24 protein-coding genes and 1 riboswitch are annotated in these 21,619 nt (G+C 73.5%); of the genes, 8 read left to right on the top strand and 16 right to left on the bottom strand.

Annotated elements, in window-relative coordinates:
* Positions 1 to 264: 264 nt before the first annotated feature.
* The 5 genes from KZI27_RS08890 to KZI27_RS08870 form a co-directional block, all read right to left on the bottom strand.
* Positions 265 to 825, bottom strand: coding sequence for a MerR family transcriptional regulator (locus KZI27_RS08890; RefSeq protein WP_123312967.1), 561 nt, complete (start codon positions 823 to 825; stop codon positions 265 to 267).
* A 184-nt stretch (positions 826 to 1,009) separates the two neighbouring features.
* Positions 1,010 to 1,714: a MerR family transcriptional regulator gene (locus KZI27_RS08885; protein ID WP_222660683.1), complete on the bottom strand. Its 705-nt coding sequence runs from the start codon at positions 1,712 to 1,714 to the stop codon at positions 1,010 to 1,012.
* Entirely contained in the window at positions 1,714 to 2,193 is a 480-nt protein-coding gene (locus KZI27_RS08880; RefSeq protein ID WP_111085805.1) for an FHA domain-containing protein, read from the bottom strand. Before KZI27_RS08880 ends, KZI27_RS08885 begins: the two co-directional genes overlap by 1 nt.
* 113 nt (positions 2,194 to 2,306) lie before the next feature.
* Entirely contained in the window at positions 2,307 to 3,311 is a 1,005-nt protein-coding gene (locus KZI27_RS08875; RefSeq protein WP_222660681.1) for a FecCD family ABC transporter permease, read from the bottom strand.
* Between the two features lie 2 nt (positions 3,312 to 3,313).
* The gene (locus KZI27_RS08870; protein WP_123312969.1) at positions 3,314 to 4,348 is read right to left on the bottom strand and encodes a FecCD family ABC transporter permease; all 1,035 of its coding nucleotides are present in this window, start codon (positions 4,346 to 4,348) and stop codon (positions 3,314 to 3,316) included.
* 178 nt (positions 4,349 to 4,526) lie between these two features.
* On the opposite strand from KZI27_RS08870, the gene KZI27_RS08865 reads away from it, so the two are divergent.
* The gene (locus tag KZI27_RS08865; RefSeq protein ID WP_261784188.1) at positions 4,527 to 6,035 is read left to right on the top strand and encodes a S1C family serine protease; all 1,509 of its coding nucleotides are present in this window, start codon (positions 4,527 to 4,529) and stop codon (positions 6,033 to 6,035) included.
* On the opposite strand, the gene KZI27_RS08860 is transcribed toward KZI27_RS08865, so the two are convergent.
* On the bottom strand, positions 6,032 to 7,195 hold the full coding sequence (locus KZI27_RS08860) for a hypothetical protein (protein ID WP_222660679.1): 1,164 nt from the start codon (positions 7,193 to 7,195) through the stop codon (positions 6,032 to 6,034). The genes KZI27_RS08865 and KZI27_RS08860 overlap by 4 nt on opposite strands.
* Positions 7,196 to 7,366: 171 nt before the next feature.
* Positions 7,367 to 7,624: a hypothetical protein gene (locus tag KZI27_RS08855; RefSeq protein WP_222661532.1), complete on the bottom strand. Its 258-nt coding sequence runs from the start codon at positions 7,622 to 7,624 to the stop codon at positions 7,367 to 7,369.
* A 33-nt stretch (positions 7,625 to 7,657) separates the two neighbouring features.
* Between KZI27_RS08855 and KZI27_RS08850 the strand changes: the two genes are divergently transcribed.
* On the top strand, positions 7,658 to 8,020 hold the full coding sequence (locus KZI27_RS08850; RefSeq protein WP_123292446.1) for an RNA-binding S4 domain-containing protein: 363 nt from the start codon (positions 7,658 to 7,660) through the stop codon (positions 8,018 to 8,020).
* A 43-nt stretch (positions 8,021 to 8,063) separates the two neighbouring features.
* On the opposite strand, the gene KZI27_RS08845 is transcribed toward KZI27_RS08850, so the two are convergent.
* The 4 genes from KZI27_RS08845 to KZI27_RS08830 form a co-directional block, all read right to left on the bottom strand.
* On the bottom strand, positions 8,064 to 9,029 hold the full coding sequence (locus KZI27_RS08845) for a DnaJ domain-containing protein (protein WP_222660677.1): 966 nt from the start codon (positions 9,027 to 9,029) through the stop codon (positions 8,064 to 8,066).
* 96 nt (positions 9,030 to 9,125) lie between these two features.
* A complete protein-coding gene (locus KZI27_RS08840; protein WP_222660675.1) occupies positions 9,126 to 10,217 on the bottom strand; it encodes a winged helix DNA-binding domain-containing protein in 1,092 nt (363 codons plus the stop codon).
* Entirely contained in the window at positions 10,214 to 10,960 is a 747-nt protein-coding gene (locus tag KZI27_RS08835; RefSeq protein ID WP_222660673.1) for a phosphotransferase enzyme family protein, read from the bottom strand. The genes KZI27_RS08840 and KZI27_RS08835 overlap by 4 nt, the downstream gene beginning before the upstream one ends.
* A gap of 130 nt (positions 10,961 to 11,090) precedes the next feature.
* Positions 11,091 to 11,993: an NUDIX hydrolase gene (locus tag KZI27_RS08830; RefSeq protein ID WP_222660671.1), complete on the bottom strand. Its 903-nt coding sequence runs from the start codon at positions 11,991 to 11,993 to the stop codon at positions 11,091 to 11,093.
* An 81-nt stretch (positions 11,994 to 12,074) separates the two neighbouring features.
* Positions 12,075 to 12,170, top strand: a riboswitch (TPP riboswitch).
* On the opposite strand from KZI27_RS08830, the gene thiM reads away from it, so the two are divergent.
* From thiM to thiD, 3 genes are all read left to right on the top strand, one after another.
* On the top strand, positions 12,159 to 13,019 hold the full coding sequence (gene thiM / locus KZI27_RS08825) for a hydroxyethylthiazole kinase (RefSeq protein ID WP_222660669.1): 861 nt from the start codon (positions 12,159 to 12,161) through the stop codon (positions 13,017 to 13,019). (Overlaps the previous riboswitch by 12 nt.)
* Positions 13,016 to 13,759 (top strand): thiamine phosphate synthase, encoded by a 744-nt coding sequence (gene thiE / locus KZI27_RS08820; protein WP_222660667.1) that lies wholly within the window; start codon positions 13,016 to 13,018, stop codon positions 13,757 to 13,759. Before thiM ends, thiE begins: the two co-directional genes overlap by 4 nt.
* Positions 13,756 to 15,234: a bifunctional hydroxymethylpyrimidine kinase/phosphomethylpyrimidine kinase gene (gene thiD / locus KZI27_RS08815; protein WP_222660665.1), complete on the top strand. Its 1,479-nt coding sequence runs from the start codon at positions 13,756 to 13,758 to the stop codon at positions 15,232 to 15,234. Before thiE ends, thiD begins: the two co-directional genes overlap by 4 nt.
* Before the next feature lie 67 nt (positions 15,235 to 15,301).
* Here the strand turns inward: thiD and KZI27_RS08810 are convergent, their stop codons facing one another.
* The 4 genes from KZI27_RS08810 to KZI27_RS08795 all read right to left on the bottom strand — a co-directional run bounded on the left by KZI27_RS08810 (position 15,302) and on the right by KZI27_RS08795 (position 17,141).
* Positions 15,302 to 15,811, bottom strand: coding sequence for a metallophosphoesterase family protein (locus KZI27_RS08810; protein WP_222660663.1), 510 nt, complete (start codon positions 15,809 to 15,811; stop codon positions 15,302 to 15,304).
* Positions 15,808 to 16,278, bottom strand: coding sequence for a MarR family winged helix-turn-helix transcriptional regulator (locus KZI27_RS08805; RefSeq protein ID WP_222660661.1), 471 nt, complete (start codon positions 16,276 to 16,278; stop codon positions 15,808 to 15,810). Before KZI27_RS08805 ends, KZI27_RS08810 begins: the two co-directional genes overlap by 4 nt.
* Positions 16,279 to 16,360: 82 nt before the next feature.
* Entirely contained in the window at positions 16,361 to 16,822 is a 462-nt protein-coding gene (locus KZI27_RS08800) for a VOC family protein (protein ID WP_222660659.1), read from the bottom strand.
* Between the two features lie 22 nt (positions 16,823 to 16,844).
* Positions 16,845 to 17,141, bottom strand: a complete 297-nt coding sequence (locus KZI27_RS08795; protein WP_222660658.1) for a GNAT family N-acetyltransferase — start codon at positions 17,139 to 17,141, stop codon at positions 16,845 to 16,847.
* Between the two features lie 76 nt (positions 17,142 to 17,217).
* Here KZI27_RS08795 and KZI27_RS08790 point away from each other — a divergent pair, with 76 nt between their 5' ends.
* Positions 17,218 to 17,853, top strand: coding sequence for an NADPH-dependent F420 reductase (locus KZI27_RS08790; protein ID WP_222660656.1), 636 nt, complete (start codon positions 17,218 to 17,220; stop codon positions 17,851 to 17,853).
* A gap of 192 nt (positions 17,854 to 18,045) precedes the next feature.
* The gene (locus KZI27_RS08785; protein ID WP_222660654.1) at positions 18,046 to 19,137 is read left to right on the top strand and encodes a hypothetical protein; all 1,092 of its coding nucleotides are present in this window, start codon (positions 18,046 to 18,048) and stop codon (positions 19,135 to 19,137) included.
* Positions 19,138 to 19,166: 29 nt separating this feature from the next.
* On the opposite strand, the gene KZI27_RS08780 is transcribed toward KZI27_RS08785, so the two are convergent.
* The gene (locus KZI27_RS08780) at positions 19,167 to 20,024 is read right to left on the bottom strand and encodes a LysR substrate-binding domain-containing protein (protein WP_123292823.1); all 858 of its coding nucleotides are present in this window, start codon (positions 20,022 to 20,024) and stop codon (positions 19,167 to 19,169) included.
* A 146-nt stretch (positions 20,025 to 20,170) separates the two neighbouring features.
* Here KZI27_RS08780 and KZI27_RS08775 point away from each other — a divergent pair, with 146 nt between their 5' ends.
* Positions 20,171 to 21,493: an MFS transporter gene (locus KZI27_RS08775; RefSeq protein WP_123312984.1), complete on the top strand. Its 1,323-nt coding sequence runs from the start codon at positions 20,171 to 20,173 to the stop codon at positions 21,491 to 21,493.
* Positions 21,494 to 21,619: the final 126 nt, after the last annotated feature.

The raw sequence follows: 21,619 nt of genomic DNA, 5'->3' as shown, positions 1-21,619 counted from the left end.
CGAGATTTCGGAACCTCGAGAGCGCACGGATCGAGGCTCCCGTCCGAGCATCCCGTCCGAGCATCCCGTCCGAGTGGCGCGCCCGAGTGTTGCGTCTACTGACGCCACGCGGCCGGTCGCTTGCGGGCGCGAGGTTCCAGGACACGCCGCTCAGGTTCGCCGAAGTTCCACTCCCGAGCCCCGACCGTGCCGAGGTTCCGAGATTTCGGAACCTCGGAGGCAGGCGTCTCGGGGCAGGGCGTCGGGGCGGGCGCGGACCCGGGGTCAGGACGCGCGGGAGGCGCGACGAGCGGCGAGCTCGTCGGAGGGATCGGCCGCCGCGGTGGCGTCGAGCTCGACCAGGGAGGTCTCGACCTCGCGCAGGACCTTGCCGACCGCGATGCCGAAGACACCCTGGCCGCGGGACACCAGGTCGATCACCTCGTCGTCCGAGGTGCACAGGTACACCGAGGCGCCATCGGACATCAGCGTCGTCTGGGCGAGGTCCGACACGCCCGACTCGCGGAGCTGGTTCACGGCGGTGCGGATCTGCTGCAGCGAGATGCCGGTGTCGAGCAGGCGCTTCACGAGCTTGAGCACGAGGATGTCGCGGAAACCGTAGAGACGCTGCGACCCGGAGCCGGCAGCACCGCGGATGGTGGGCTGCACGAGTTCGGTGCGGGCCCAGTAGTCGAGCTGACGGTACGAGATGCCGGCTGCCCGAGCGGCGACGGTGCCGCGGTACCCGTTCTGCTCGTCGTGTTCGGGGAGGCCGTCGGTGAAGAGCAGCCCGAGGTCGTACCGCGTCGTGTCCGACTCGGTGCCTGGGGTGTCGTTCCCACTCATGCGCTTGCCTTCCACGACGATCGAGCTCCCACCCGAAGGTTCAACGACGGGTTGAGAGTTGTTCCGAGGTCAACGGTAGCGACTCCGACCGCTCCCGCGCGGGACATCCGACTCGGCGCGTCCGGCGTGTCGAGGATACGCCCCACCCACTGACGCACAAGCCCCCGCGGAGCACCGGAACGGATCATGCGTCGAGACGACCGATCGCCGCGCGGATGAGGCTCGAGCGGATGACCTCGAGCTGGACGGCGATCTCGCGTGCCAGTTCGGTGGCCTTCGCCCGCGACGTGGCGTCGCCCCGGCGGGACACGGGCATGAGCGCGGATTCGATGAGCCCGACCTCGCGCTCGGCGGTGCTGCGGAGCGTGCGCAGGTGGCGCGGCTCGATGCCGGTCCGCTGCAGCTCGACGAGCGCCTTGAGGACGGACACGCTGTCCTCGCCGTAGGTCTCGGTGGCGGGGAGCAACGAGGCGGAGACCGCGTCCGCCAGGAGCATCGGGGACGCGCCGGCCGCGCGCGCGGCCTCGTCGCGGGTGTACCGACGTTCGCGCCCGAGGATCGAGGGGCGAGGGGCGTCCCCACCACCGGGGAGGACCGGTTCGCGCCCCGCGTCGAGGTCGGCGAGGTAGTCCTTGATGACCTTGAGCGGCAGGTAGTGGTCGCGCTGCAGGCCGAGGATCACCCGGAGGCGGTCGACGTCGGCCGCCGAGAACTTGCGGTACCCGCTGGCCGTGCGGATCGGCGTGACGAGCTCGCGCTCTTCGAGGAAGCGCAGCTTGGAGCTCGACAGGTCCGCGAACTCGGGCTTGAGGCGAGCGAGGACCTGCCCGATCGTGAGCAGGTCCGGTGCCGCTGACCCCGCCCGGGCCGCAGCGGACCGTGCGGCCACTACGCGTTCGCCAGGCGCGCCAGGTCGACCCGGGACGCGTAGAACGTCAGACGGAACTTGCCGACCTGGACCTCGGCCCCGTCGGTGAGCGGCGCTTCGTCGATGCGTGCACCGTCGAAGTACGTGCCGTTCAGCGAGCCGTTGTCCTTGACCGTGAAGGCCGTGCCCTGCCGCAGGAACTGCGCGTGCTTGCGGGAGACCGTGACGTCGTCGAGGAAGATGTCGGCGTCGGGGTGCCGACCGGCCGTCGTGACGTCGGAGTCGAGGAGGAACCGCGCACCCACGTTCGGACCGCGGCGCACGACGAGCAGCGCCGATCCGGACGGTAGGGCGTTGACCGCCTCGCGCTCTTCGGCTGAGACACCGGACTCGGCGGTGAGCGCCGCGCCCATGTCCATGCTGAAGGTCAGCGTGGTGTCGACCAGCCGCTGCTCCGGGGTCTTCTGACCGTCGGGCTGCGGGACCACTGGATCTGGCATCGGTGGACCTCCTCCTCTTGGCCCACCAGCGTATCGGAAAGGAGGGCTTCAGCGGCAGCCCCGAACTGGGCCTGTGGACGATCGTCCGCGGTGCGCGAACGCGCGGTCCGGGTTCAGCGCCCGCGCGCGAGCAGCCAGAGCAGGTACGGGGCGCCGACGACGCCCGTGACGACGCCGACGGGCAGGGCGTTGCCGGGGATCGCGAACTGGGCGATGAGGTCGCTGCCGAGCGTGATCGCCGCCCCGACCGCGGCGGCCGGCCCGAGGGCGACGCGGCCGCCCCCGACGAGGCGACGGGCGATCGGCGCCGCCATGAGTGCGACGAACGACACCGGGCCCGCCGTGGCCACCGCGGCTGCGGTCAGGCACACCGCGGTGAGGAGCAGGAGCACCTTCGCGCGGTCCGGCCGGAGCCCGAGGGCCGCCGCGACATCGTCGCCGAGCGTCAGGACGGTCAGGCGCGACGACTGCAGCAAGGCGAGCAGGAACAACACGACGAACGCCACACCGAGCACCCCGACCAGGTTCCGGTCGACGGCGTTCAGGCTGCCGGACAGCCAGAGCAGCGCGGTGCCGGCCTGGGTGACGGTACCGCTGGTGAGCATCCACCCCGTGATGCTCAAGCAGATCGCCGCGACGCCGATCCCGACGAGCACGACCCGGTTGCCGGTGATCCCCCGGCGCCAGGCCAGTCCGGCGATCACGACCGAGACGACGACCGCGCCGACGAGCACGACCGAGAAGAGCGTGCCGCCGGACGCCCCGAACAGCACGATCGCGGTGAGACCCGCCGCACTGGCACCCGAGGTGATGCCGATGACGTCCGGGCTCGCGATCGGGTTGCGGACCACGCTCTGCACGATGGCGCCGGCGACTCCCAGGCTCGCGCCGACCAGCACCGCACCGAGCACCCGCGGACCGCGCAGTTGCCCGATGACGAAGTCCGAGATGCGGTCGCCCTGACCGAACAGCGCGCCGGCCACCTGCGCCGGGGTGAGCGGGATCGAACCGACCCCGAGTCCGACGAGCACCAGCGCGACGAGCACGACGACGACGGCCGCCAGGACCACGAGCTCGCGCCGGGCACCGACGAGCGCACCCCGGAGGGACGTCGACACCGTCACAGGCCCCGCACCGCCCTCGACCGCACGAGCGCGATGAACACCGGCGCACCGATGAGCGCCGTGACGATGCCCACCTGCAGCTCGCCCGGGTACGCCACGACGCGCCCGATGACGTCGGCCACCAGCAGCAGCGCCGGGGCGACGATCGCGGAGAGCAGGATCGTCCACCGGTGGTCGGGGCCGCTCAGGCGACGGACGGCGTGCGGCACGGCGAGCCCGACGAACGCGACCGGCCCGGCTGCGGCCACCGCGGACCCGGCGAGCAGCACCGTCACGAGTCCGCCGACGGCTCGCACGAGCACCACCCGCTGTCCGAGCGACGCTGCGAGCTCGTCGCCGAGGGCGAGGGTGTTGAGCGACCGTCCGAGGCCGAACGCGATCACGAGACCGATCAGCACGGGGGCCGTGATGATGCCCGCGGTGCCGAGGTCCTTGCCGGCGAGTGCGCCGACCTGCCAGAACCGCAGCTGGTCGAGCAGGCTCGCGTTCGTCACGAGCACCGCGGTCGTGATCGACGAGAGCGCAGCGGCGACCACGGCGCCGGACAACGCGAGGCCGACCGGTGACAGCCCGCGGCGGGCGACGGCGGCGATCCCGTAGACGAGCAGTGCCGCGAGGGCCGCACCGACGAACGCGAACGGCAGGTACGCGGCCGTGCCGCTCACCCCGAACAGCGCGATGCCGGCCACCACGGCGAGGGCTGCCCCCGAGTTGATGCCGAGGACGCTCGGGTCGGCGAGCGGGTTGCGGGTCACACCCTGCATCACCGCGCCGGCGACACCGAGGGCCGCACCGGCGAGGAGCCCGACGACGGTGCGCGGGACGCGGTTGCCGAGCACGATGAGCCCGACCTCGTCGTTGCGCCCCGGGTGCAGGACGGTGTCGAGCACGGTGCCGAGCGGGATCGGCCGTGATCCGTAGGCGATCGACAGCGCACACGCCACGGCGAGGACGACGACGGCCAGCACGGTCGCCCCGACCAGGCGGGAGACGGAGGCGGGCGCCGGTGGCGCGGACGTGGAGGAGCGCATGGGGAGTAAGGCAACCCTAACGGACGCCTGCGCGACCGACCGGGCAGCGCACTCGGCGTCCCCCGAGCAAGCCCGGAGCATCCGCTGGGTCCGTTCATAGGCTCGTCATCGGATCGCCGCCTGTACTGGTCTCCATCGACACCCGCCCGGGTCGTCGAGGGACGACCGGAGAGCACCGATGAACGAGACCCCGAACCCCGCCGCCGACGCCGACCGCGAGCACGACGAGCAGGGCAGCGCCCGGACCGACGGCGCGGAGCAGCAGCGGCAGCAGCAGGCGTACGGGATGCGCTGGGAGGCACCGCACGCCGACCCCGCCACCCTCCGTCCGGCCTACGCCTTCGACGGCTCCGGCCCGTACCTCTACGGCCCGGACGGCTCCGGCCCCTACGCCTACTCCCCCGACGGCCGCGGCCCGTACCTGATCGGCAGCCCGGCGCTCACCGGCACCCACCACGCCTGGGCGCACACCGCGGCGACGGCGAACCACCCGGGTGCGGTCACGAAGCGCCCGCGGCGCCTCGGCCTGATGATCGGCTCCGGCATCGCGGCACTCGCCATCGTGGGCGCCGCCGGCGGCACCGCACTGGGTCTGTCCTCGCAGAGCACGACGACCACGTCGAGCCAGTCGCAGGGCACCACGACGCTGCCCGACAGCGGATCCGGTACCGGCGGCACCGGCAGCAGCGACGGGACGAACGGCTTCACGGTGCCCGGCGACGGCACCGGGAGCGGCACCGGGACCGGGACCGGGACGACCCAGTCCCCCGCCACCGCAGCGACGGCCGCCCAGAAGAAGGGCGTCGTGACGATCAACACCGTCCTGAACTACGACGAGTCCTCGCAGGCTGCCGGCACCGGCATGATCCTCAGCGCGAACGGCACGGTCCTGACGAACAACCACGTCATCCAGGGCGCCACGAGCATCACCGTCACCGACGAGACCACGGGCAAGGAGTACAAGGCCGACGTGGTGGGCACCGACGCCACGAACGACGTCGCCGTCCTGAAACTCGAGAACGCGTCCGGCCTGTCCACCGTCACGCTCGACGACGACGGCGAGCCGAGCACCGGCGACACCGTCACCGACGTCGGCAACGCAGAGGGCACGGGCAACCTCGTCGCCGCCGAGGGCACCGTCACGGCCACCGACCAGGACATCCAGGTGCAGAGCGAGTCCGGCACCGGCACCGAGTCGCTGTCCGGTCTGATCGAGATCGCGGCGGACATCGTCTCCGGCGACTCCGGCGGCCCCGTCGTCGACAGCGAGGGCGAGGTCGTCGGCATGGCGACCGCGGCGTCCTCGGGCACCGCGGACGTCACCGGGTACGCCATCCCGATCACCACCGCGAAGGCGATCGCCGAGAAGATCCTGGACGGGGAGTCCTCGAGCACGATCACCATCGGCCTGCCCGCGTTCCTCGGGGTCCAGGTCAGCAGCACCGCGGGCACCACGAATGGTGTGGCCGTCGCCGGCACGGTCGAGGGTTCCGGGGCCGCGAGCGCCGGCCTGACCGAGGGCGACACGATCACGAGCCTGGGCGGGACCACGGTCACGACCTCGGACGAGCTCACCGCCGCCGTGCAGTCGCACGCCGTCGGTGACAAGGTCGTGGTCGGCTACACCGACAGCACCGGAGCCGCCAAGACCGTCACCGTCACCCTGACCGCCGGCCCGGCCGCCTAAGCGGAAGGAAGCAGCGCCCGCACCACCGACCGGTACACGTTGGCCGGGGAGTCCGTCTGGAAGACGGTCTCCCCGGCCTCCGTCTTGCCCACCCGCGCGAAGCCGATCCCCTCGGCGCGCACGATCGTCACGGGCTTCGGCTTGCCCGGTCGCCGCAGGTACGACACCGTCCACGGCGCCGCCCAGAAGCGCGCGAGCCGCGGGTCCGCCTCGACGAGTGCCTCCGGCAGGTCCGGCGCGTCGGAACCGCCGGCCAGCCGACGGCCGAGCAGGTGCCCTGGCAGCGACCCCGTGCGGAACGGGAAGGTCCACGTCGGGCCGATGCCGAGCCTCCCGGCCGTCAGCGCGACCGCGCGGTCCGGCGTGACGGACGCGACCACCGCGCCCGCCTCGGCGGTCCCGTCCACGACGGTCTGCGACCAGGCCTGGAGGCGCGACTCGCCACCGTCGGGCAGGTGCTGTTCCAGCGTGATCGGCTGGGCATCGCCCTGCCACGGTTCGAGCAGTGTCTGGGTCGACTCCGGCAGCGTGCCGAGCCGGCCGACGAGGCCCGCCTCGATGAGTTCGCGGCCCGCCGCGGTGCGGAGGAGCGTCGGGTTCCAGCGGCGTCCGGCGAGGCTCTTGAGCGTGCCGACCGCGTCGGCGCTCAGGCGGGGGCCGTCGAGCTCCGGGCCGGGCACCGGGGCGGGCAGTGGTTCGAGGTCGCGCTCAGGGCGGACCGGGGACGGCTCGGTCGCGCGGACGCTCTCGAGGACCGCGAACACGAGTTCGTCGGTCTCGAGCAGTCGCGCCAGGGGGCGTTCGATCGTCAGGTCGACGCGGTGCCGCCCGGTGACGAAGAGCAGGTGTGCGCCGGCGACGTCGCCGTGTTCGTCGGGACGGACGTACTCGACCAGGCGCGCGGGAGCACCGGCGGCGGTCCAGGTGTCGCAGCCGACGAGCAGCAGGCCCTCGACGGAGCCGGGCAGTCTCGCGAGCAGCCCCGTGTTCTCGTCGCCGATCGCACGGTCGCTGGGGCGGGATCGGACGGTGAGGACGATGTCGTCGCCGGTGACGCGCAGGTCCGCCTGGGCTGAGTCCTCGCGGCGCCACTGGTCGGGGCGGCGGAGGGTGAGGCGGGCGGTGCGGTCCTCGGTGCCGAGCGGGACGGGGACTGCCATGGCACGAGGCTACGTCGGGTGCGGGGCGCGGAGGGGTGCGGCTCGCCGTGCACGCGCGGGCGGGCGGGGCGCGTGGCGTGCGCTTCGCATGGTGCGAGGTTGACCACTCCGTGCCGCGCAACAACCTCGCACCGGGTGAGCAACCTCGCACCGAGCCGCCAGTCGCACCCGTCAGCGGCGGGGCGCGCGCGGGGCCGGGGGCGGCGGGACGGGCTTCGCGGCGACGACGTCGGCGAGCCGGACCTCGACCGGGCCACGGCGGGTGGCGATCGTCACGGTGTCGGGGCTGCGGGCGACGAGGTCTCCGAGGGCGTCCTGTGCGCGGTCGCCCTGGTGCGCCCGGACCACGAGACGGTCTCCGACCTCGGCGTCGTGCAGCACGCCGAGCGCACGGGCCCGCGCGATCGCTGCCTGCTCCCCGGTGCTCACCCGCCCAGCGTAGGGGCCGCCTAGAGTGAGGGGATGGCCAAGGCTCGCGTGGACAGCTGGATCTGGGCGGTGCGGATCACGAAGACCCGCTCCGCTGCGACCGCCGCGTGCAAGGCCGGGCACGTCCGGGTGAACGGGGAGCGTGCGAAGCCTGCGCAGCCGATCGGCCCCGGCGACGAGGTCCGGGTCCGGCAGAACGGGTTCGACCGGATCGTCGTCGTGACGGGGATCATCCTGAAGCGGACGAGTGCGCCCGAGGCCGCGAAGCACTTCGAGGACAAGACGCCGCCGCGGCTCTCAAAGGAAGAGGCCGGGTTCGTCCCGATGCGTGACCGCGGTGCCGGACGCCCGAGCAAGCGGGAGCGCCGAGACCTCGAGAAGCTCCGCGGCTACTGACGCCGAGCACCGAGGCGCGCCGACCGCCGACGCCCGCCGGACGTCAGACGAAGCGGACGGTCTGCTGCAAGCGGTCGCGGATCTCGAACACGTCGACCGAGCCGGGCGGAGACCACACGCCGTTCAGGACCTGCCCGAGCGCACTGCGCCGGACGACGAGCGCGGTCGGCTTCTTCGGGGAGCCGACGAGCTGCACGTCGACCTCGACGGCGGAGTCCGGCACGACGAGCAAGCGGCCGGTGAACCGCACCCGGGTCTGCTTCTGCACGGCACGGGCGGCGCGGACCAGTTCCTTCACCGGCCGCTCGCCGGGTGCCAGGGTCTCGCCGACGATGTCGCCGTGCTCCACCCGCACCGGGGCGCCCCAGTCGATCGACTCGACGGCCCAGAGTCCGCTCGGGGTCAGGACGGCGTGGTCGAGCTTGCCCTCGGCGCCGGCGTCCAGGTCGTGCCACACCGTCACGCCGATGCCCATGTCCGAGACGATCGAGGCGGTGGCCTCCTCGGCGAGTGCTTCGCCGAGCAGCCGCCGGATGTGCCGGGGCGCGGACCGGATGAGGGTGGGGTCGTAGGGGTCCTCGATGGGGTCGCCGAGTCCGACCCATTCGCGTTCCGCCTGCAGGAAGACCTCGCGGGACCGTCCGCCGGGGTGTCCGTGGGACCGCGCGCGGGGGCGGGTGTCGCGACGGGCTGACGGAGGTGCGTAGGCGTCGCGACCGGAATCGGGCCTCCCGGTCGACGAACCGGACGCACCGGACGCGCTGAACGGCCCGGTACCGCTGCTGCTGAACGAGCCGCGGGAGCCGGCGTCGTACGCGCGGCGTGCAGCGGGCGTGCCGATGCGTTCCCAGGCGAGCTGGACGCGCCGGAAGTGCTGCGCGTCACCGCCGAGGTCGGGGTGGGATTCGCGGGCAGCGCGGCGGTAGGCGCGGCGGAGCGCGTCGTCGTCGGCGGTCGCGGGGACGCCGAGGACTTCGTACGGGGTGGCGTCGGCCGGGCTGTCGGTCATGGCCCTGCGACATTACCCGAGGCAGGGTACGAGTCCGCCGCGTGGTTGCTGGGGACGGCCTGGAGGGTTGGAAGGACTCGACACCACCGGCTGCGGTCAGCGGCTGGTCGCCTCCACCACCCCGAACGCGACGGGCGCGTCGAGGAACCGCGCGTACCGGGCGGCGGCCGCGTCGAGCGCGCGCACCGCAGCGGTGTCGAGCGCCGCGAAGGGCGTGACGGTGACGAGGACCCCGCCGGCGCGCTCGGTCCGCTTCCAGGTGCCGACGACCCGACCGCGGACGACGACCATCGGCAGGAACATCCCGTTGGCGCCGGGGACGACCCGGTCGGCGTGCGCGGGGTCGAGCTGAGCGGAGCGGTCGGCGTACCCGAGCAGGTACTCGTCGAACCCGGGCAGTAGGTGCACGATGGGTGTCCCGCCGGTGGTGGGACGGTCGGCGAGCGCGAGGAGTCCGTCGCCGAGGTCCTCGACGGCGTCGCCGGCTGCGGCTCGGGCACGGCGGAGGTCGCCGAGCGGGAGCTTCGTCCAGCCGGCGGCGTCGGTCTCGGTTGCGGGACCCCGGCCGCGCAGGTAGCCGACGAGGACGCGGCGGAGTGCTTCGTCGCGGTCCGGGACCTCGGCGGCCGCCGGTGCCCACTCGTCGAGGAGCACGAGTCCCTGGCCGACGCGGGCGGTGGGTCCCCAGGCGACGAGTCCCTCTTGGGAGAGCTGCAGCAGCAGGTGGTAGCCGCGGCCGGCGGCGGGGTCGATTCCGGCGGCGCGGTACTCCTCGAAGAGTTCGTCGCGGACGAGGGCACGACCGCCGGAGAGTGCGGCGACCGTGGCGTCCCGGGCTCGGTCGAGCAGGGGCCGGTCGATGCCGAGTTCGGTGGCGCGTCGGGCGATGCTCCGCAGGGTCCGTTCGGCGGTCAGGGAGAGCAGGAGTCGCAGGTCGTCGGGGCGCACGGCGTGCAGGGTGCCCCGCATCGGCCAGGAGCGGACGAGTCCACCGCGGTCGAAGGCGGCGCGGACGTCGTCGCGGCTTGCCCCGGGTGCGCGGACCCCGATGGCCCAGAGCGCCTGGCCGAGGTCCTGACCCTGCACGGCGGTCATCCGCTCGACGGCGGCGGTGGGGTCGAGCCCGGGGACCGCGATCCCCTGCGCGGCGAGCCGCAGCGTGCGGAGCTGCGCAGGGGTCGGGGTCACGCGACGGCGGCGGCGATGGCGTCGGCGTGCTGCTCGAGGTAGGCGACGTCGGCCCGGTACAGGTCGGCGTGCCCGTGTGCCAGGTCGCTGACGAACTTCGGGTTGCCCGCGGCGGCCTCGGTCTCCATGGTGGTGACCATCGCGACGAGGGACGCGGTCATCGTCTCGACAAGGACGCTGCGGGAGCGGGCGTCGAGGTCGTAGGCGCGGCAGAACTCCGCGGCACGGGCGAGCCGGTCCTCGAGGGCGGGGGCGGTCATGCCCTCGACGTCTCCGGTGGTGAACGGGGCGAACCGGTACACGGCACTCGCGACGTCCCAGACGCGGGGCCCGGGGTGTGCGGTGTCGAAGTCGATGAGCCCCACGGCCTGGATGCCGTCGTAGACGCAGTTGTACGGGGCGAAGTCGCCGTGCACGATCGTCTCGACGGGGGCACGGACCGCCTGTGACCAGAGGTCGCGTGTCGCGTCGAGCGGATACGTGGCTGCGGCGTCGTGGAACTGCCGGAGCAGCCGGGCGCTCGTGACGAGGGCGGCTTCGCTCGCGACGTCCTCGGTCCACGGGTACTCCCCCGCGACCCCGGGGACGAACGACACCGTCTCGAGGGTGTCGCCGTGCTCGATCGGCTCCGGTGCCGCGACGAACCCCTGTTCGTGCAGGTGTGCGAGCAGCCGGTGGACGGTCGGTGTCCACGGCCCGGCCGGGCGGTGGACTCGGTCGTCGGCCCTGGTGATCCGCTCCATGGAGAACCTCCTGTGTGTGCGTCTCCGTTGACGTCCGGCCAGCGTACCGACGAGTGGGTCGGCTCGTGACACAGCGGTGTGAACAACACGTCACAACGAAGGACACGGCGAGTCGTGCCGCGCCGCCCCGCTAGGACTGGTCGCGCAGCCAGGACGGTCCGTGCACGACAGCGTCGATCGCCTCGACGCGGGCGCGGAGCCCACGGTCGGCGGTGACCACCACGACGGGTCCGTCCCCCGCGTCCACCGCGGACTGCGCAGCCGAAACGATCGCGTCGTCGCCGGAGCCCGGCGCATGCACGACCTCGACCGGTCCGGACGCGTCGGTCCCGTCCGACGTGGCGCCACGGGCTGCGCCCTCGAGCACCACCGTCCACCGCGGCCACCACCGGGTGAACGGCAACGCGAGCAGGTCGGCCGCCACCCCGGACGCGGCGAGCGCCGTCACCGACGACAGCAGGCGCGCGGCGGCACCCGCGCGGTCCTTCCACCACCCGTCGGGCACGCTGCCGACGACGTTCGCGGCGTCGACGACGATGTGCGGCGTGGTGGTGATGGACGCGCGGAGGGCCGGCCACGACTTCCCGAACCCGGGGTGCAGCGGCAGGTCGTCGACGTCGTCGACGGGGATCCAGGAGAGCGCGATGCTCTCGCGGTCCGCGATGACCGGTTCGAAGGGCCGGGAGGCGCGCCCCACGACGGTCGTGTAGGTCCAGAACCCCAGGTCGAGCAGTGCGGTGTGGCGCAGGTCGACGCCGTCGTGCGGCACCCCGGCTTCCTCCGCGGACTCGCGGAGTGCGCCGGTGACGGCGTCCTCGCCCTGGTGTCGTGCGCCGCCGGGGATGCCCCAGGTGCCGCCGTGGTGGCTCCACTCGACGCGGTGCTGCAGGAGCACGCGTCCGGCGCCGTCGTCGACGAGCAGTCCGGCGGCGCCGAAGAGTCCCCAGGCCTTGGTGCCGTCGGGGCCGACCGCCCAGGCGTCGCCGGGGTCGCGGGGGCCCGGGGGCGGTCCGGGAGGCGTGGTGTCTGGCACCCGTCAACCCTGTCACACGGGGCCGGACATGTGACCGGAGACGACGGCCGTGGCACGACGCAGCGGCTCGTGTACGGTGTCGCTCGAGACACGGGGTGCCGCAACCAGCGGCTGAGATCACACCCGTCGAACCTGCTCGAGCTCGTACTCGCGAAGGGATCGTCCATGGAAACCGCTGCGCCCTCCCCTGATTGGGCCCACCGAACCGCCGAACTGCTCGAGGCCGTCCGTGCCCGGAGTCCGTTGGTGCAGTGCATCACGAACACCGTGGTGCAGAACGTCACCGCGAACGTGCTGCTCGCGCTCGGTGCGTCACCCGCGATGGTCGACGTCCCGACCGAGGCGGGGCCGTTCGCCGGGGTGGCGGACGCCCTGTTGGTGAACACCGGCACCCCGCACGCGGAACCGCGGGTGGCCGCGCTCGAGGCTGCTCGCGCCGCCCGCGACACGGGTACCCCGTGGGTGCTCGACCCCGTCGCCGTCGGCTCGCTGCCGGTGCGCACCGCCCTGGCCCGCGACCTGCTCGGGTTGCACCCGACGGTGCTGCGCGGCAACGCCTCCGAGGTGCTCGCCCTGCTCGGCGACTCGGCCGGTGGTCGCGGCGTCGACAGCACGGTGGGCACCGAGGACGCCCGTCTCGCGTCCGTGCAGGCGTCGGCCGGGAGGCTCGTGGCCGCGGTGGCCGTGTCGGGTCCCGTCGACCTGCTGGTCGCGCCGGGCACCGGTGTGGTGCGGGTCGCGAACGGCACCGACCTGTTGACGCGGATCACCGGGGGCGGGTGTGCCCTCGGCGCGGTCGTCGCCGCGTTCACGGCGGTCGCACCCGACGACGCCGGCGCGGCCGCGGTCGCCGCGACCGCGGTGCACACCATCGCCGCGGAGCTCGCTGCCCGCGAGGCCGGCGGCCCCGGCACCTTCCAGCCGCTGTTCCTGGACCGGCTGGCGTCGCTCACCCCGGAGGACGTCGTCCGCGAGGCCCGGATCACGGTCGAGGCTGAGCCTGCGTCCCCGGTGGTGCCGGCATGAGCGGGCCGCGGCGGGACGTCGGCGTCTACCTGGTGACCGACGGCGCGCTGGCCGACCGGCACGGTGTCGGGGTGCTCGGGGTGGTCCGCGCTGCGGTGCACGCCGGGGTCGGGATCGTGCAGGTGCGGGACAAGGACGCCTCGGCCCGTGACCTGCTCGCCCTGGCCGCCGCCGTGGCCGACGCTGTCGGGGACCGCGCGGTCGTGGTGGTCGACGACCGGCTCGACGTCGCCCTCGCCGCTCGGCACGCGGGGCACCGGGTGGCCGGGGTGCATCTCGGCCAGTCGGACGTGCCCGTGACCGTCGCCCGGGCGCTGCTCGGGCCGGACGCGCACGTCGGGTTGACGGCGAACACGCTCGAGCACCTGACTGCCGTCGAGCGGCTGCCCCGCGGTACCGTCGACCTGCTCGGCGTCGGGGTCGTGCACCCCACGGCGACGAAGGCCGACCACCCGCCGGCGCTCGGTCACGAGGGGTTCGCCCGGCTCGCGGCGGCGACCGAGGTACGGTGCGTGGCGATCGGCGGCATCACGCTCGACGACGTCGTGCCGCTCCGAGCAGCGGGCGCCGCCGGGGTCGCGATCGTGTCGGGCATCTGCGCCGCGGCCGATCCCGGATCCGCGGCGGCCGCGTACGTGACCGCGTGGGGCCCTGGAACCGGACACGCGGCGGAGGCGACGCGATCCGGTCGGGGCGATCCGTTCCTCCCGGCCTCCTCGCACCACGGGGCGGACTCGTGACCGTCCCGCGCGTCCTGGCCGTCGCCGGGACCGACCCGACGGGCGGTGCCGGGCTGCAGGCCGACCTCAAGGCGATCGCCGCGCACGACGGCTACGGCATGGGGGTGGTGACGGCCCTCGTCGCGCAGAACACGCACGGCGTGCGGTCGGTGCACGTGCCGGACGTCGCGTTCCTGCGGGAGCAGCTCGACGCGGTGTCGGACGACGTCACGATCGACGCCGTGAAGATCGGCATGCTCGGCACGGCACCGGTCGTCCGCGTCGTGACGGACTGGCTGCGGGAGCACCGGCCGCCCGTGGTCGTCGTGGACCCGGTGATGGTGGCGACGAGCGGGGACCGGCTGCTCGACGAGGACGCCGCCGCCGCGATGGGCACGTTGTTCGCCCTGGCCGACCTGGTCACGCCGAACCGGGCCGAGCTGGCGGTTCTGGCGGAGCTGGCCGGGGCTCCGTCGCGGGCTCCGCTGTCGTCGCTGGATGCCGCGCGGCTCGTGGCGTCGACGTGGGACGTCCTCGTGCTGGCGAAGGGCGGGCACGACGAGGGGCCGACCTCCGACGACGTGCTCGTGTCGCCGTCGGGGTCCGCTCGGCGGTTCACCGCTCCCCGCGTCGCGACGGCCAACACGCACGGCACCGGGTGCTCCCTGTCGAGTGCAATCGCGACGCTCGCTGCCCGGCACGGGGACTGGGAGCTCGCGGTCGGGGTGGCGAAGCCCTGGCTGACGGCGGCGCTGCAGGGAGCCGATGAGCTGCAGGTCGGGTCCGGCAACGGGCCGATCGACCACGGCGCCGTGGTCCGCGCCGCGCTGCCCGTGGTCCCGTCCACCGACGTGTGGTGGGAGGACGTCGGCTCCCTGCTGCGGTCGACGATCGCGTGCGGGTTCCTCGTGGGGCTGCGGGACGGGACGCTCGATGCGGACGTGTTCGCGGGGTACCTCGCACAGGACGTGCACTACCTGCGGGCGTACGAGCGGCACCTCGCGGCGCTGGCGGCGAGCGCTGCCGGTGCTGGTGCGGGTCCTGCGGCTGCCGCGTTCTGGGCTGCCGCGTCCGAGGGGTGCGCCGCCGAGGCCCGCGACCTGCACCACCGACGGCTCGCCGGCACCCACGCCGACGACCCCGTCCACCCGACGTGCGCCGGGTACCTGGCGCACCTGCAACAGGCGGCGGACTCCGGGTCGGCGGCCGTGCTCGCCGCGGCGGTGCTCCCCTGCTTCCGGGTCTACGCCTGGGTGGGCGCGCAGCTCGGCACGGCGCCGGACGGACACCCGTTCGCGGACTGGATCGCCGCGTACGGCGACGAGGGCTTCGCGGCGTCGAGCGCCGAGGCGACCCGGCTGGTCGAGGAGACGGCAGCAGCCGCGACCCCGGCCGAGCGGGGGCGGATGGCGCGGGCGTTCCGCCGCTCGACCGAGTGGGAGCTGGCGTTCTTCGAGATGCCGCTGACGGTTCCGGGGGCCCGAGTCTCGGCGTGAGCGACACTTCTCGCGGCCCCGGGCCCGAGAACTGTGGCCTGGCCCGAGTCTCGGCACCGCGGGTCCGTCAGCGCGCGGGCGGCGGCAGCCGCACCAGTTCGACGGTCAGGTCCGCGCCGGTCACCGTCCCGCGCATCCACGTGAAGTCCGGCTGCCGGCGACGATCGGTGGGCGACCCGGGGTTGAGCAGCCGCAGTCCGGACGGCGCGACGGTGTCCCACGGGATGTGCGAGTGCCCGAAGACGAGCACGTCGACGTCCGGGTACTCGGCGGCCATCCGGCGCTCCCGGCCCGTCGCGGCGCCGGTCTCGTGCACCAGGGCGAAGCGCAGGTCCTCGACGGCGAAGCGTGCGACGAGCGGGAGCCGGTCATCGAACTCGGGGCCGTCGTTGTTGCCGCGCACCCCCTCGAACCGGCGCGATCGGGCCTGCACGGCATCGAGGGTGGCGAGGTCGACCCAGTCCCCCGCGTGCACCACGAGGTCGGCGGCGTCGACGTCGGACCAGAGCGCCGCCGGTAGGTCCTTCGCCCGCTTCGGCAGGTGCGTGTCGGAGAGCAGGACGAACGAGGTCGTCACGTCGACGCGCGCCCGGGCGTCGGCAGCCCGGCCTCGTCCGAGGCGCCGAGCCGTTCCAGCAGGCCGGCGAGCAGGGCGATGTCGTCGTCGGACCAGCCGGCGAGCCGCTCCTCCAGCGCGTCGCGGTGCAGTTGCACGGAGCGTTCGAGCGCGGTGCGGCCGGCGTCCGTCGCCTCCAGGGGCTTCGCGTTGCCGGTGCCGCCGTCGGTCGTCCGGATCAGGCCCGTGGCGAGGAGCCCGGAGAGCTGGCGGGAGATCGTCGAGCGGTTCAGGCGCAGGTACCGGGCGATGTCGATGGCCATGCAGCCGGGGTGCTGCACCACGAAGTCGACGAGGGACTGGTCGACGACGCTCAATGCGTCGTCGGCCCCGCGGGCGCGGATGCTCGCGCGCCGGGTGATCCGGGCGAGTTCGGTGTAGGCCCGGCCGATCTCGCTGTTCCGGATCTGGGAGCTCGGGTGGTCCATCGTGGCTCCAGCCTGTCGGTGCCGGCGCCGGCCGGCGGTCTTCCGTGCCGACACCATACCGGGCGGTACGCGAGGTTCTGACTCAGTGGCCGGCGGCTGCGGCCCGGAGTGCGGGGATGTCGAGCTTCTGCATCGTCGTCATCGCCTGGAAGACACGGGCGTTCGCCTCGGGGTCGCCCGACCCGGTCATCAGCTCGCCCATCTTCGACGGCGTCACCTGCCAGGCGACACCCCAACGGTCGAACAACCAGCCGCACATGCTCGGCGTTCCGCCGTCGGCGAGCAGGGCGTCCCAGATGCGGTCGAGTTCGTCCTGCGTGTCCACGTCGACCTGGAACGAGACGGCGTCGGTGTGCGGGTGTCCCGGGCCGCCGTTCATCGCCCGGTACGGCTGCCCGAGCAACGTGAACTCGACGACCAGCGTCGCGCCGTCCGGGGTCTTCGCCACGCTGTCGATCGAGCTGCCGGGGAACAGGTCGACGTAGTACCGGGCGGCCTGCTCGGCCTGGTCGTCGTACCAGAGGAACGGGGTGATGGTGGGCATGTGGCCCTCTTCTCGCGTCGGCTCAGTCCGCGGCACTGCGGATGAGCAGGTCTGACTTCTCGGGGTGCTCGTCGAACCACTTGCCGACGAACCAGCACATCGGCACGACCCGCTTCGTCGAGTTCGACTCGACGTCCGCGACGGCGTACTCGACGAGCTCGGCCGCGTAGCCGTGCCCGCGGTGCTTCGGCACCGTGTACGTGTGCGGGAACGCGATCGCGTCGCCGTTCTCGCGGTAGTCGAGCACGCTCACGAGCTCACCGCCGACGTACATGGCGTAGCGGTCCTGGTCGGTCTCGTCGCGGAACTCGTGGTCCATGCCGCCATCATGCTCCGCCCGGGGCGCACGCGCTCCACGGGGAATGCTCGTGGCCGCCGAGCGTTGGATGGACACCATGACAACGATCGGCATCATCGGCGCAGGCAACATCGGATCCCAACTCGCACGACTCGCGGTGCAGCACGGCCACCAGGTGGTGATCGCGAACTCCCGCGGCCCCGAGACCCTGACCGACCTGGTGACCGAGCTCGGCGACCAGGCCCGTGCGGCCACCCGTGACGAAGCCGCCGCCGCGGGCGAAGTCGTCGTCGTCACCGTGCCGCTCGCCGCGATCGACACGATCCCGGCGGAACCGCTCGTCGGCAAGGTCGTCATCGACACGAACAACTACTACTGGGAGCGCGACGGCCACATCGCCGCGCTCGACGACGGGTCGACGACGACCGCCGAGCTGCTGCAGGACCACCTGCCCGGCGCGCGGGTCGTCAAGGCCTTCAACCACATCGGCGCCGCGGACCTCACCGGCCACGCCACCCCGGCCGGCACCCCGGACCGCCGCGCCCTCGTGGTCGCGGGCGACGACGCCGAGGCGAAGCAGGTCACCACGGACCTCATCGACCAGTTCGGCTTCGACGTCGTCGACGCCGGACCCCTCGCCGAGGGCTGGCGCATCCAGCGGGACACCCCCGGCTACGGCCCGCGCCTGACCGCCGACCAGCTGCGCGAAGCCCTGCAGGCAGCGACCCGCTGACGCCTCTGCGTCTCGGCCCCGCCCGGTCGCCGGTCATGCCCCGAACGGACCGGCGACCCCGGAACTGGGGCTGCGACATCCGCGACCGTTGCCGCTAGAACTGACGATGGATCAGTCGACGAAGGGAACACCGTAGTGGCGTCGCATCGCATGCAGGATTCGGAACGGCCGCGCCGTCCCGTCCCGTCCTGGGTGACCGCACCGGTCGTCGAACCGGCCGTGGCCGTCGAGCGGCTCGCCCCCGACGCCGCAGCGAGCACCGGCCAGGAGGCTCGTCACACCCCCGCCACGTCACGCACCGCCCACGGTGCGCCGGCACCCACCGCCGTGGTCGGCTCCGGCCCGCAGCCGACGGCCACGCTCGCCCCGACGGCCGTGCCGACGCCGGAGCCCGCGTCGATCGCGAGCCTCGTCGAGGACGACGTCGCGGTCCCCGACTACCCGCCGCAGCAGGACCTCCTGCCGCCGGCGCCGACCTCGCCGTCCGTGCACACCGTGCCGTTCGACACCGCCGCCGTGGCCTCCGCCCCCGCCCCGGTCTCGACGATCGACGCCGCTCCCCGCACCGCACCGGCTCCCGCGCCGTCGCCCGTTCCCACCGCCGGCCAGCCCCGGTTCTCGGTGCCCGGCCTGGAGCACGTCGTCGTCGAGGGCACCGAGCCCGAACCCGTCGGCCCGATCGGCTTCCGCACGCCCCGCCGCTTCGCCCACCAGCAGGCCGCCGCCACCGTGACACCGGCACCGACGCCGGCGTCCGCCCACGTGCGGTCCTTCGACGCGGTCCTGCAGGCGCCGTCGGCGCCGACCGCCTCGTCGACCGCACCGATGGCGCCGGACCCGGTCGTGCCCGTGACCGCACCCCGTGCCGAGGCGAGTGCGTCCGTCGGGGCCGAGCCGGGCCTCCCGACCGAACTGCTCGACCAGCCCGTGGCCGCAGCCGCCCAGCCGGAGCCGCGCCGTGCACTCGGTGCGACGCCCGGAGCGGTGCTGGGCGCCGTGGCCGGCATCGCGACGCTCGGACTCGCGGCGTGGTGGTTCACCGCGCCGGCGACCGTCCACGGTGTCGGTGTCGTGCTCGGACTCCTCGCGCTGGTGGTGTCGCTCGTGACGCTGCGCGACCGGGCGGCGACGTGGCAGCGGCCGGTCGCGCTGCTCGGCGCCGTGTTCGGTGGCGTCGGCACACTCGTGCTGCTGTGGGCCGTCGCCTCGGCGCTGCTGCCGCTCGCCGGTGTGACGCTGCCCGACCTGACCGGCACCGGGACGACTCCGACCCTCGCGCCGTAGCCCGCGCGTCCGCTGCACGCCGGTCGCGGTCAGACCGCGCGGACGACCCCGCGGGACAGGATCGCGTTCGTCAGGGCGTCGATCGGCTCGCGCTGCACCGTCGGGTTGGCGATGAGGACGTAGTCGACCGCCGGCAGGTCCGGCAGCCCCAACCGCTGCGACACCTTCACGAGGTCCGCCGGGATGAGCGAGTGCGGGAACACCGCCACGCCGATCCCCGCCCGCACCGCGGCCAGGACACCGTTGACGTCGCGGGTGTTGCAGGTGATCCGCCAGGTGCGGCCGGCGGCCTCGAGGGCGTCGATCGCCATCTGCCGGCTGATGCTCGGCGCCTGGTACGCGATGAGCGGCACGGGCTCGTCGCGTTCGACCGCGATGCCGTCCTGCGCCATCCACACCATCTGGTCGGTCGCGACGCGGGTGCCCTCGGCGGACTCCCCCGCGGTCTGCTTGATGAACACCAGGTCGAGCTGGCCGGCGTGCACCCGGCGCAGCAGCGGCGACGACTGGTTGACCGTCAGCTCGAGGTTCACCTGCGGGTGCAGCCGCCGGAAGTCGCGGAGGATGCGCGGCAACTGCGTGATCGCCAGGTCGTCGGCCGCGCCGAACCGGAGCCGCCCGCGGGTCGCCGACCCCGAGAAGTACGCGTCCGCGGTGGCGTGCGCGGCGAGGATCGTCCGGGCGAAGCCGGCCATCGCGTCGCCGTTGTCGGTGAGGGTGACGCCACGGGTGTCGCGTGCGACGAGGGTGCGGGACACCGCGGTCTCGAGCCGCCGGACGTGCTGGGACACGGTGGGCTGACTGATGCCGAGGCGGGCTCCGGCCTGCGTGAAGCTCTGCGTCTCGGCGACGGCGAGGAAGGTCTGCAGCAGGACCGGATCGAGCACGGGGCACCTCGTTCGTTCGCGGGCGTTCGCGCGGTCATTCGACATCGCAATGGATTGATAGCCACCATAGGGGTGTCGAATGGCCCTCGGTCACGTAGTTTCGTTGGGGTACCAGATCCGCAACGACGTCCGGAGAACCCCTCACCGTGAGTGCGTCATCGACGACCCTCCCCCCGCCCACCGAACCACTCCCGATCCAGGCCACCCGCCCGCCCTGGCGGCACACCCTCATCGCCCTGTCCGTGCCGAACTTCCGGCTGTTCACGGCCACCAACCTCGTCGCGATGACCGCCGGGTGGATGCAGCGCATCGCCCAGGACTGGCTCGTCCTGCAGCTGACCGGCTCGGTCGCGCAGGTCGGCATCACCGTCGCCTGCCAGTTCGCGCCGATGCTGCTGTTCGGGCTGCTCGGCGGGGTGCTCGTGGACCGGTTCTCGAAGCGCGCGCTGATGATGATCACGCAGGGCGCCTTCGCGGTGCTGTCCGCGCTGCTCGCCGTGCTGACGCTGGCCGGGGTCGTCGAGGCCTGGCACATCTGGGTGATCGCGTTCCTGGTCGGCATGGTCACCGTGATCGACAACCCAGCCCGGCAGGTGTTCGTCACCGAGATCGTCGGGCACCAGCACCTCCGCAACGCGATCAGCGTGAACTCGTCGGTGTTCCAGCTGGGCGGCATGATCGGACCGGCGCTGTCCGGCGCACTGCTCGTCGCCGTCGGGGCGGGGTGGTCGTTCGGCGTGAACGCGATCGCCTGCGTCGCCGTCGTCGTGACGCTCGGGTTCCTGAAGGTCTCGGAGCTGCACCGGACGCCCCCGGCACCCCGCGGCAAGGGGCAGCTGATCGAGGGGCTCCGCTACGCCGTGAACAAGCCGACGATCATCGTGCCGGTGATCCTCGTCGCGTTCTTCTCGGTGTTCGCACTGACGATGCCCGTGCTGCTGTCGGCCTTCGCGTCCCAGGTGTACGACGTCGGCGCCGCCGGGTACGGCGTGTTCAACTCCGCCGTGGCGATCGGCGCACTCGTCGGCGCCCTGCTCTCCACGCGGCGGGCGGTCGTGCGGCTCCGGACCATCGTGGGCGGGGTCTTCTGGACCGGGGTGCTGCTCGTGGTCTCCGGGTCCATCCCCGTGATCGCGCCGTTCACCGTGGCGCTCGTCGCCGTCGGGATGTCGCAGCTGCTGTTCCAGACCGCGTCGAACTCGCTCGTGCAGCTGTCCTCGAACGTGGCGATCCGCGGCCGGGTGATGTCGCTCTACGTGCTCGTGCTGCTCGGTGGTCAGGCGATCGGCGGGCCGCTCATGGGCCAGGTCGTCGACCACTTCGGGGCGCACGTCGGGATGATGGTCGCCGGTGGGGTGCCCGCGGCGGCCGCCGCCGTGATCGCGCTCGTCCTCGCCCGCCGCGGAGGCCTGCACGTGGCGGTGCGCATGCGCCACCACGTGCCGCTGCCGGCGATCGTCGCGCACTGAGCGGAGGGGTGGGCGCAGCCCGAGGCGCTGCGCGCCGACGCGTCGCGCCCCGAGGGTTGCGCGCGGACGCGTCGCGCCCCGTTGCGGGCGTCGCGCCCCGACTCACAGGGGCGCAATGCCCGCGAC

The sequence above is a fragment of the Curtobacterium sp. TC1 genome (assembly GCF_019844075.1).
Lineage (GTDB): Bacteria > Actinomycetota > Actinomycetes > Actinomycetales > Microbacteriaceae > Curtobacterium.
The sequence above is the reverse complement of the archived record's forward strand: the minus strand, read 5'-3'. Positions and strand labels throughout refer to the sequence as shown.

Bases quoted from the DNA above. Each gene is read 5' to 3' on its own strand.
- thiM (WP_222660669.1), top strand. From the start codon at position 12,159: ATGGAAACCGCTGCGCCCTCCCCTGATTGGGCCCACCGAACCGCCGAA.
- KZI27_RS08865 (WP_261784188.1), top strand. From the start codon at position 4,527: ATGAACGAGACCCCGAACCCCGCCGCCGACGCCGACCGCGAGCACGAC.
- KZI27_RS08790 (WP_222660656.1), top strand. From the start codon at position 17,218: ATGACAACGATCGGCATCATCGGCGCAGGCAACATCGGATCCCAACTC.
- thiE (WP_222660667.1), top strand. From the start codon at position 13,016: ATGAGCGGGCCGCGGCGGGACGTCGGCGTCTACCTGGTGACCGACGGC.
- KZI27_RS08805 (WP_222660661.1), bottom strand. From the start codon at position 16,278: ATGGACCACCCGAGCTCCCAGATCCGGAACAGCGAGATCGGCCGGGCC.
- KZI27_RS08845 (WP_222660677.1), bottom strand. From the start codon at position 9,029: ATGACCGACAGCCCGGCCGACGCCACCCCGTACGAAGTCCTCGGCGTC.
- KZI27_RS08870 (WP_123312969.1), bottom strand. From the start codon at position 4,348: ATGCGCTCCTCCACGTCCGCGCCACCGGCGCCCGCCTCCGTCTCCCGC.
- KZI27_RS08890 (WP_123312967.1), bottom strand. From the start codon at position 825: ATGAGTGGGAACGACACCCCAGGCACCGAGTCGGACACGACGCGGTAC.
- KZI27_RS08800 (WP_222660659.1), bottom strand. From the start codon at position 16,822: ATGCCCACCATCACCCCGTTCCTCTGGTACGACGACCAGGCCGAGCAG.
- KZI27_RS08795 (WP_222660658.1), bottom strand. From the start codon at position 17,141: ATGGACCACGAGTTCCGCGACGAGACCGACCAGGACCGCTACGCCATG.
- KZI27_RS08860 (WP_222660679.1), bottom strand. From the start codon at position 7,195: ATGGCAGTCCCCGTCCCGCTCGGCACCGAGGACCGCACCGCCCGCCTC.
- KZI27_RS08880 (WP_111085805.1), bottom strand. From the start codon at position 2,193: ATGCCAGATCCAGTGGTCCCGCAGCCCGACGGTCAGAAGACCCCGGAG.
- KZI27_RS08850 (WP_123292446.1), top strand. From the start codon at position 7,658: ATGGCCAAGGCTCGCGTGGACAGCTGGATCTGGGCGGTGCGGATCACG.
- KZI27_RS08835 (WP_222660673.1), bottom strand. From the start codon at position 10,960: ATGGAGCGGATCACCAGGGCCGACGACCGAGTCCACCGCCCGGCCGGG.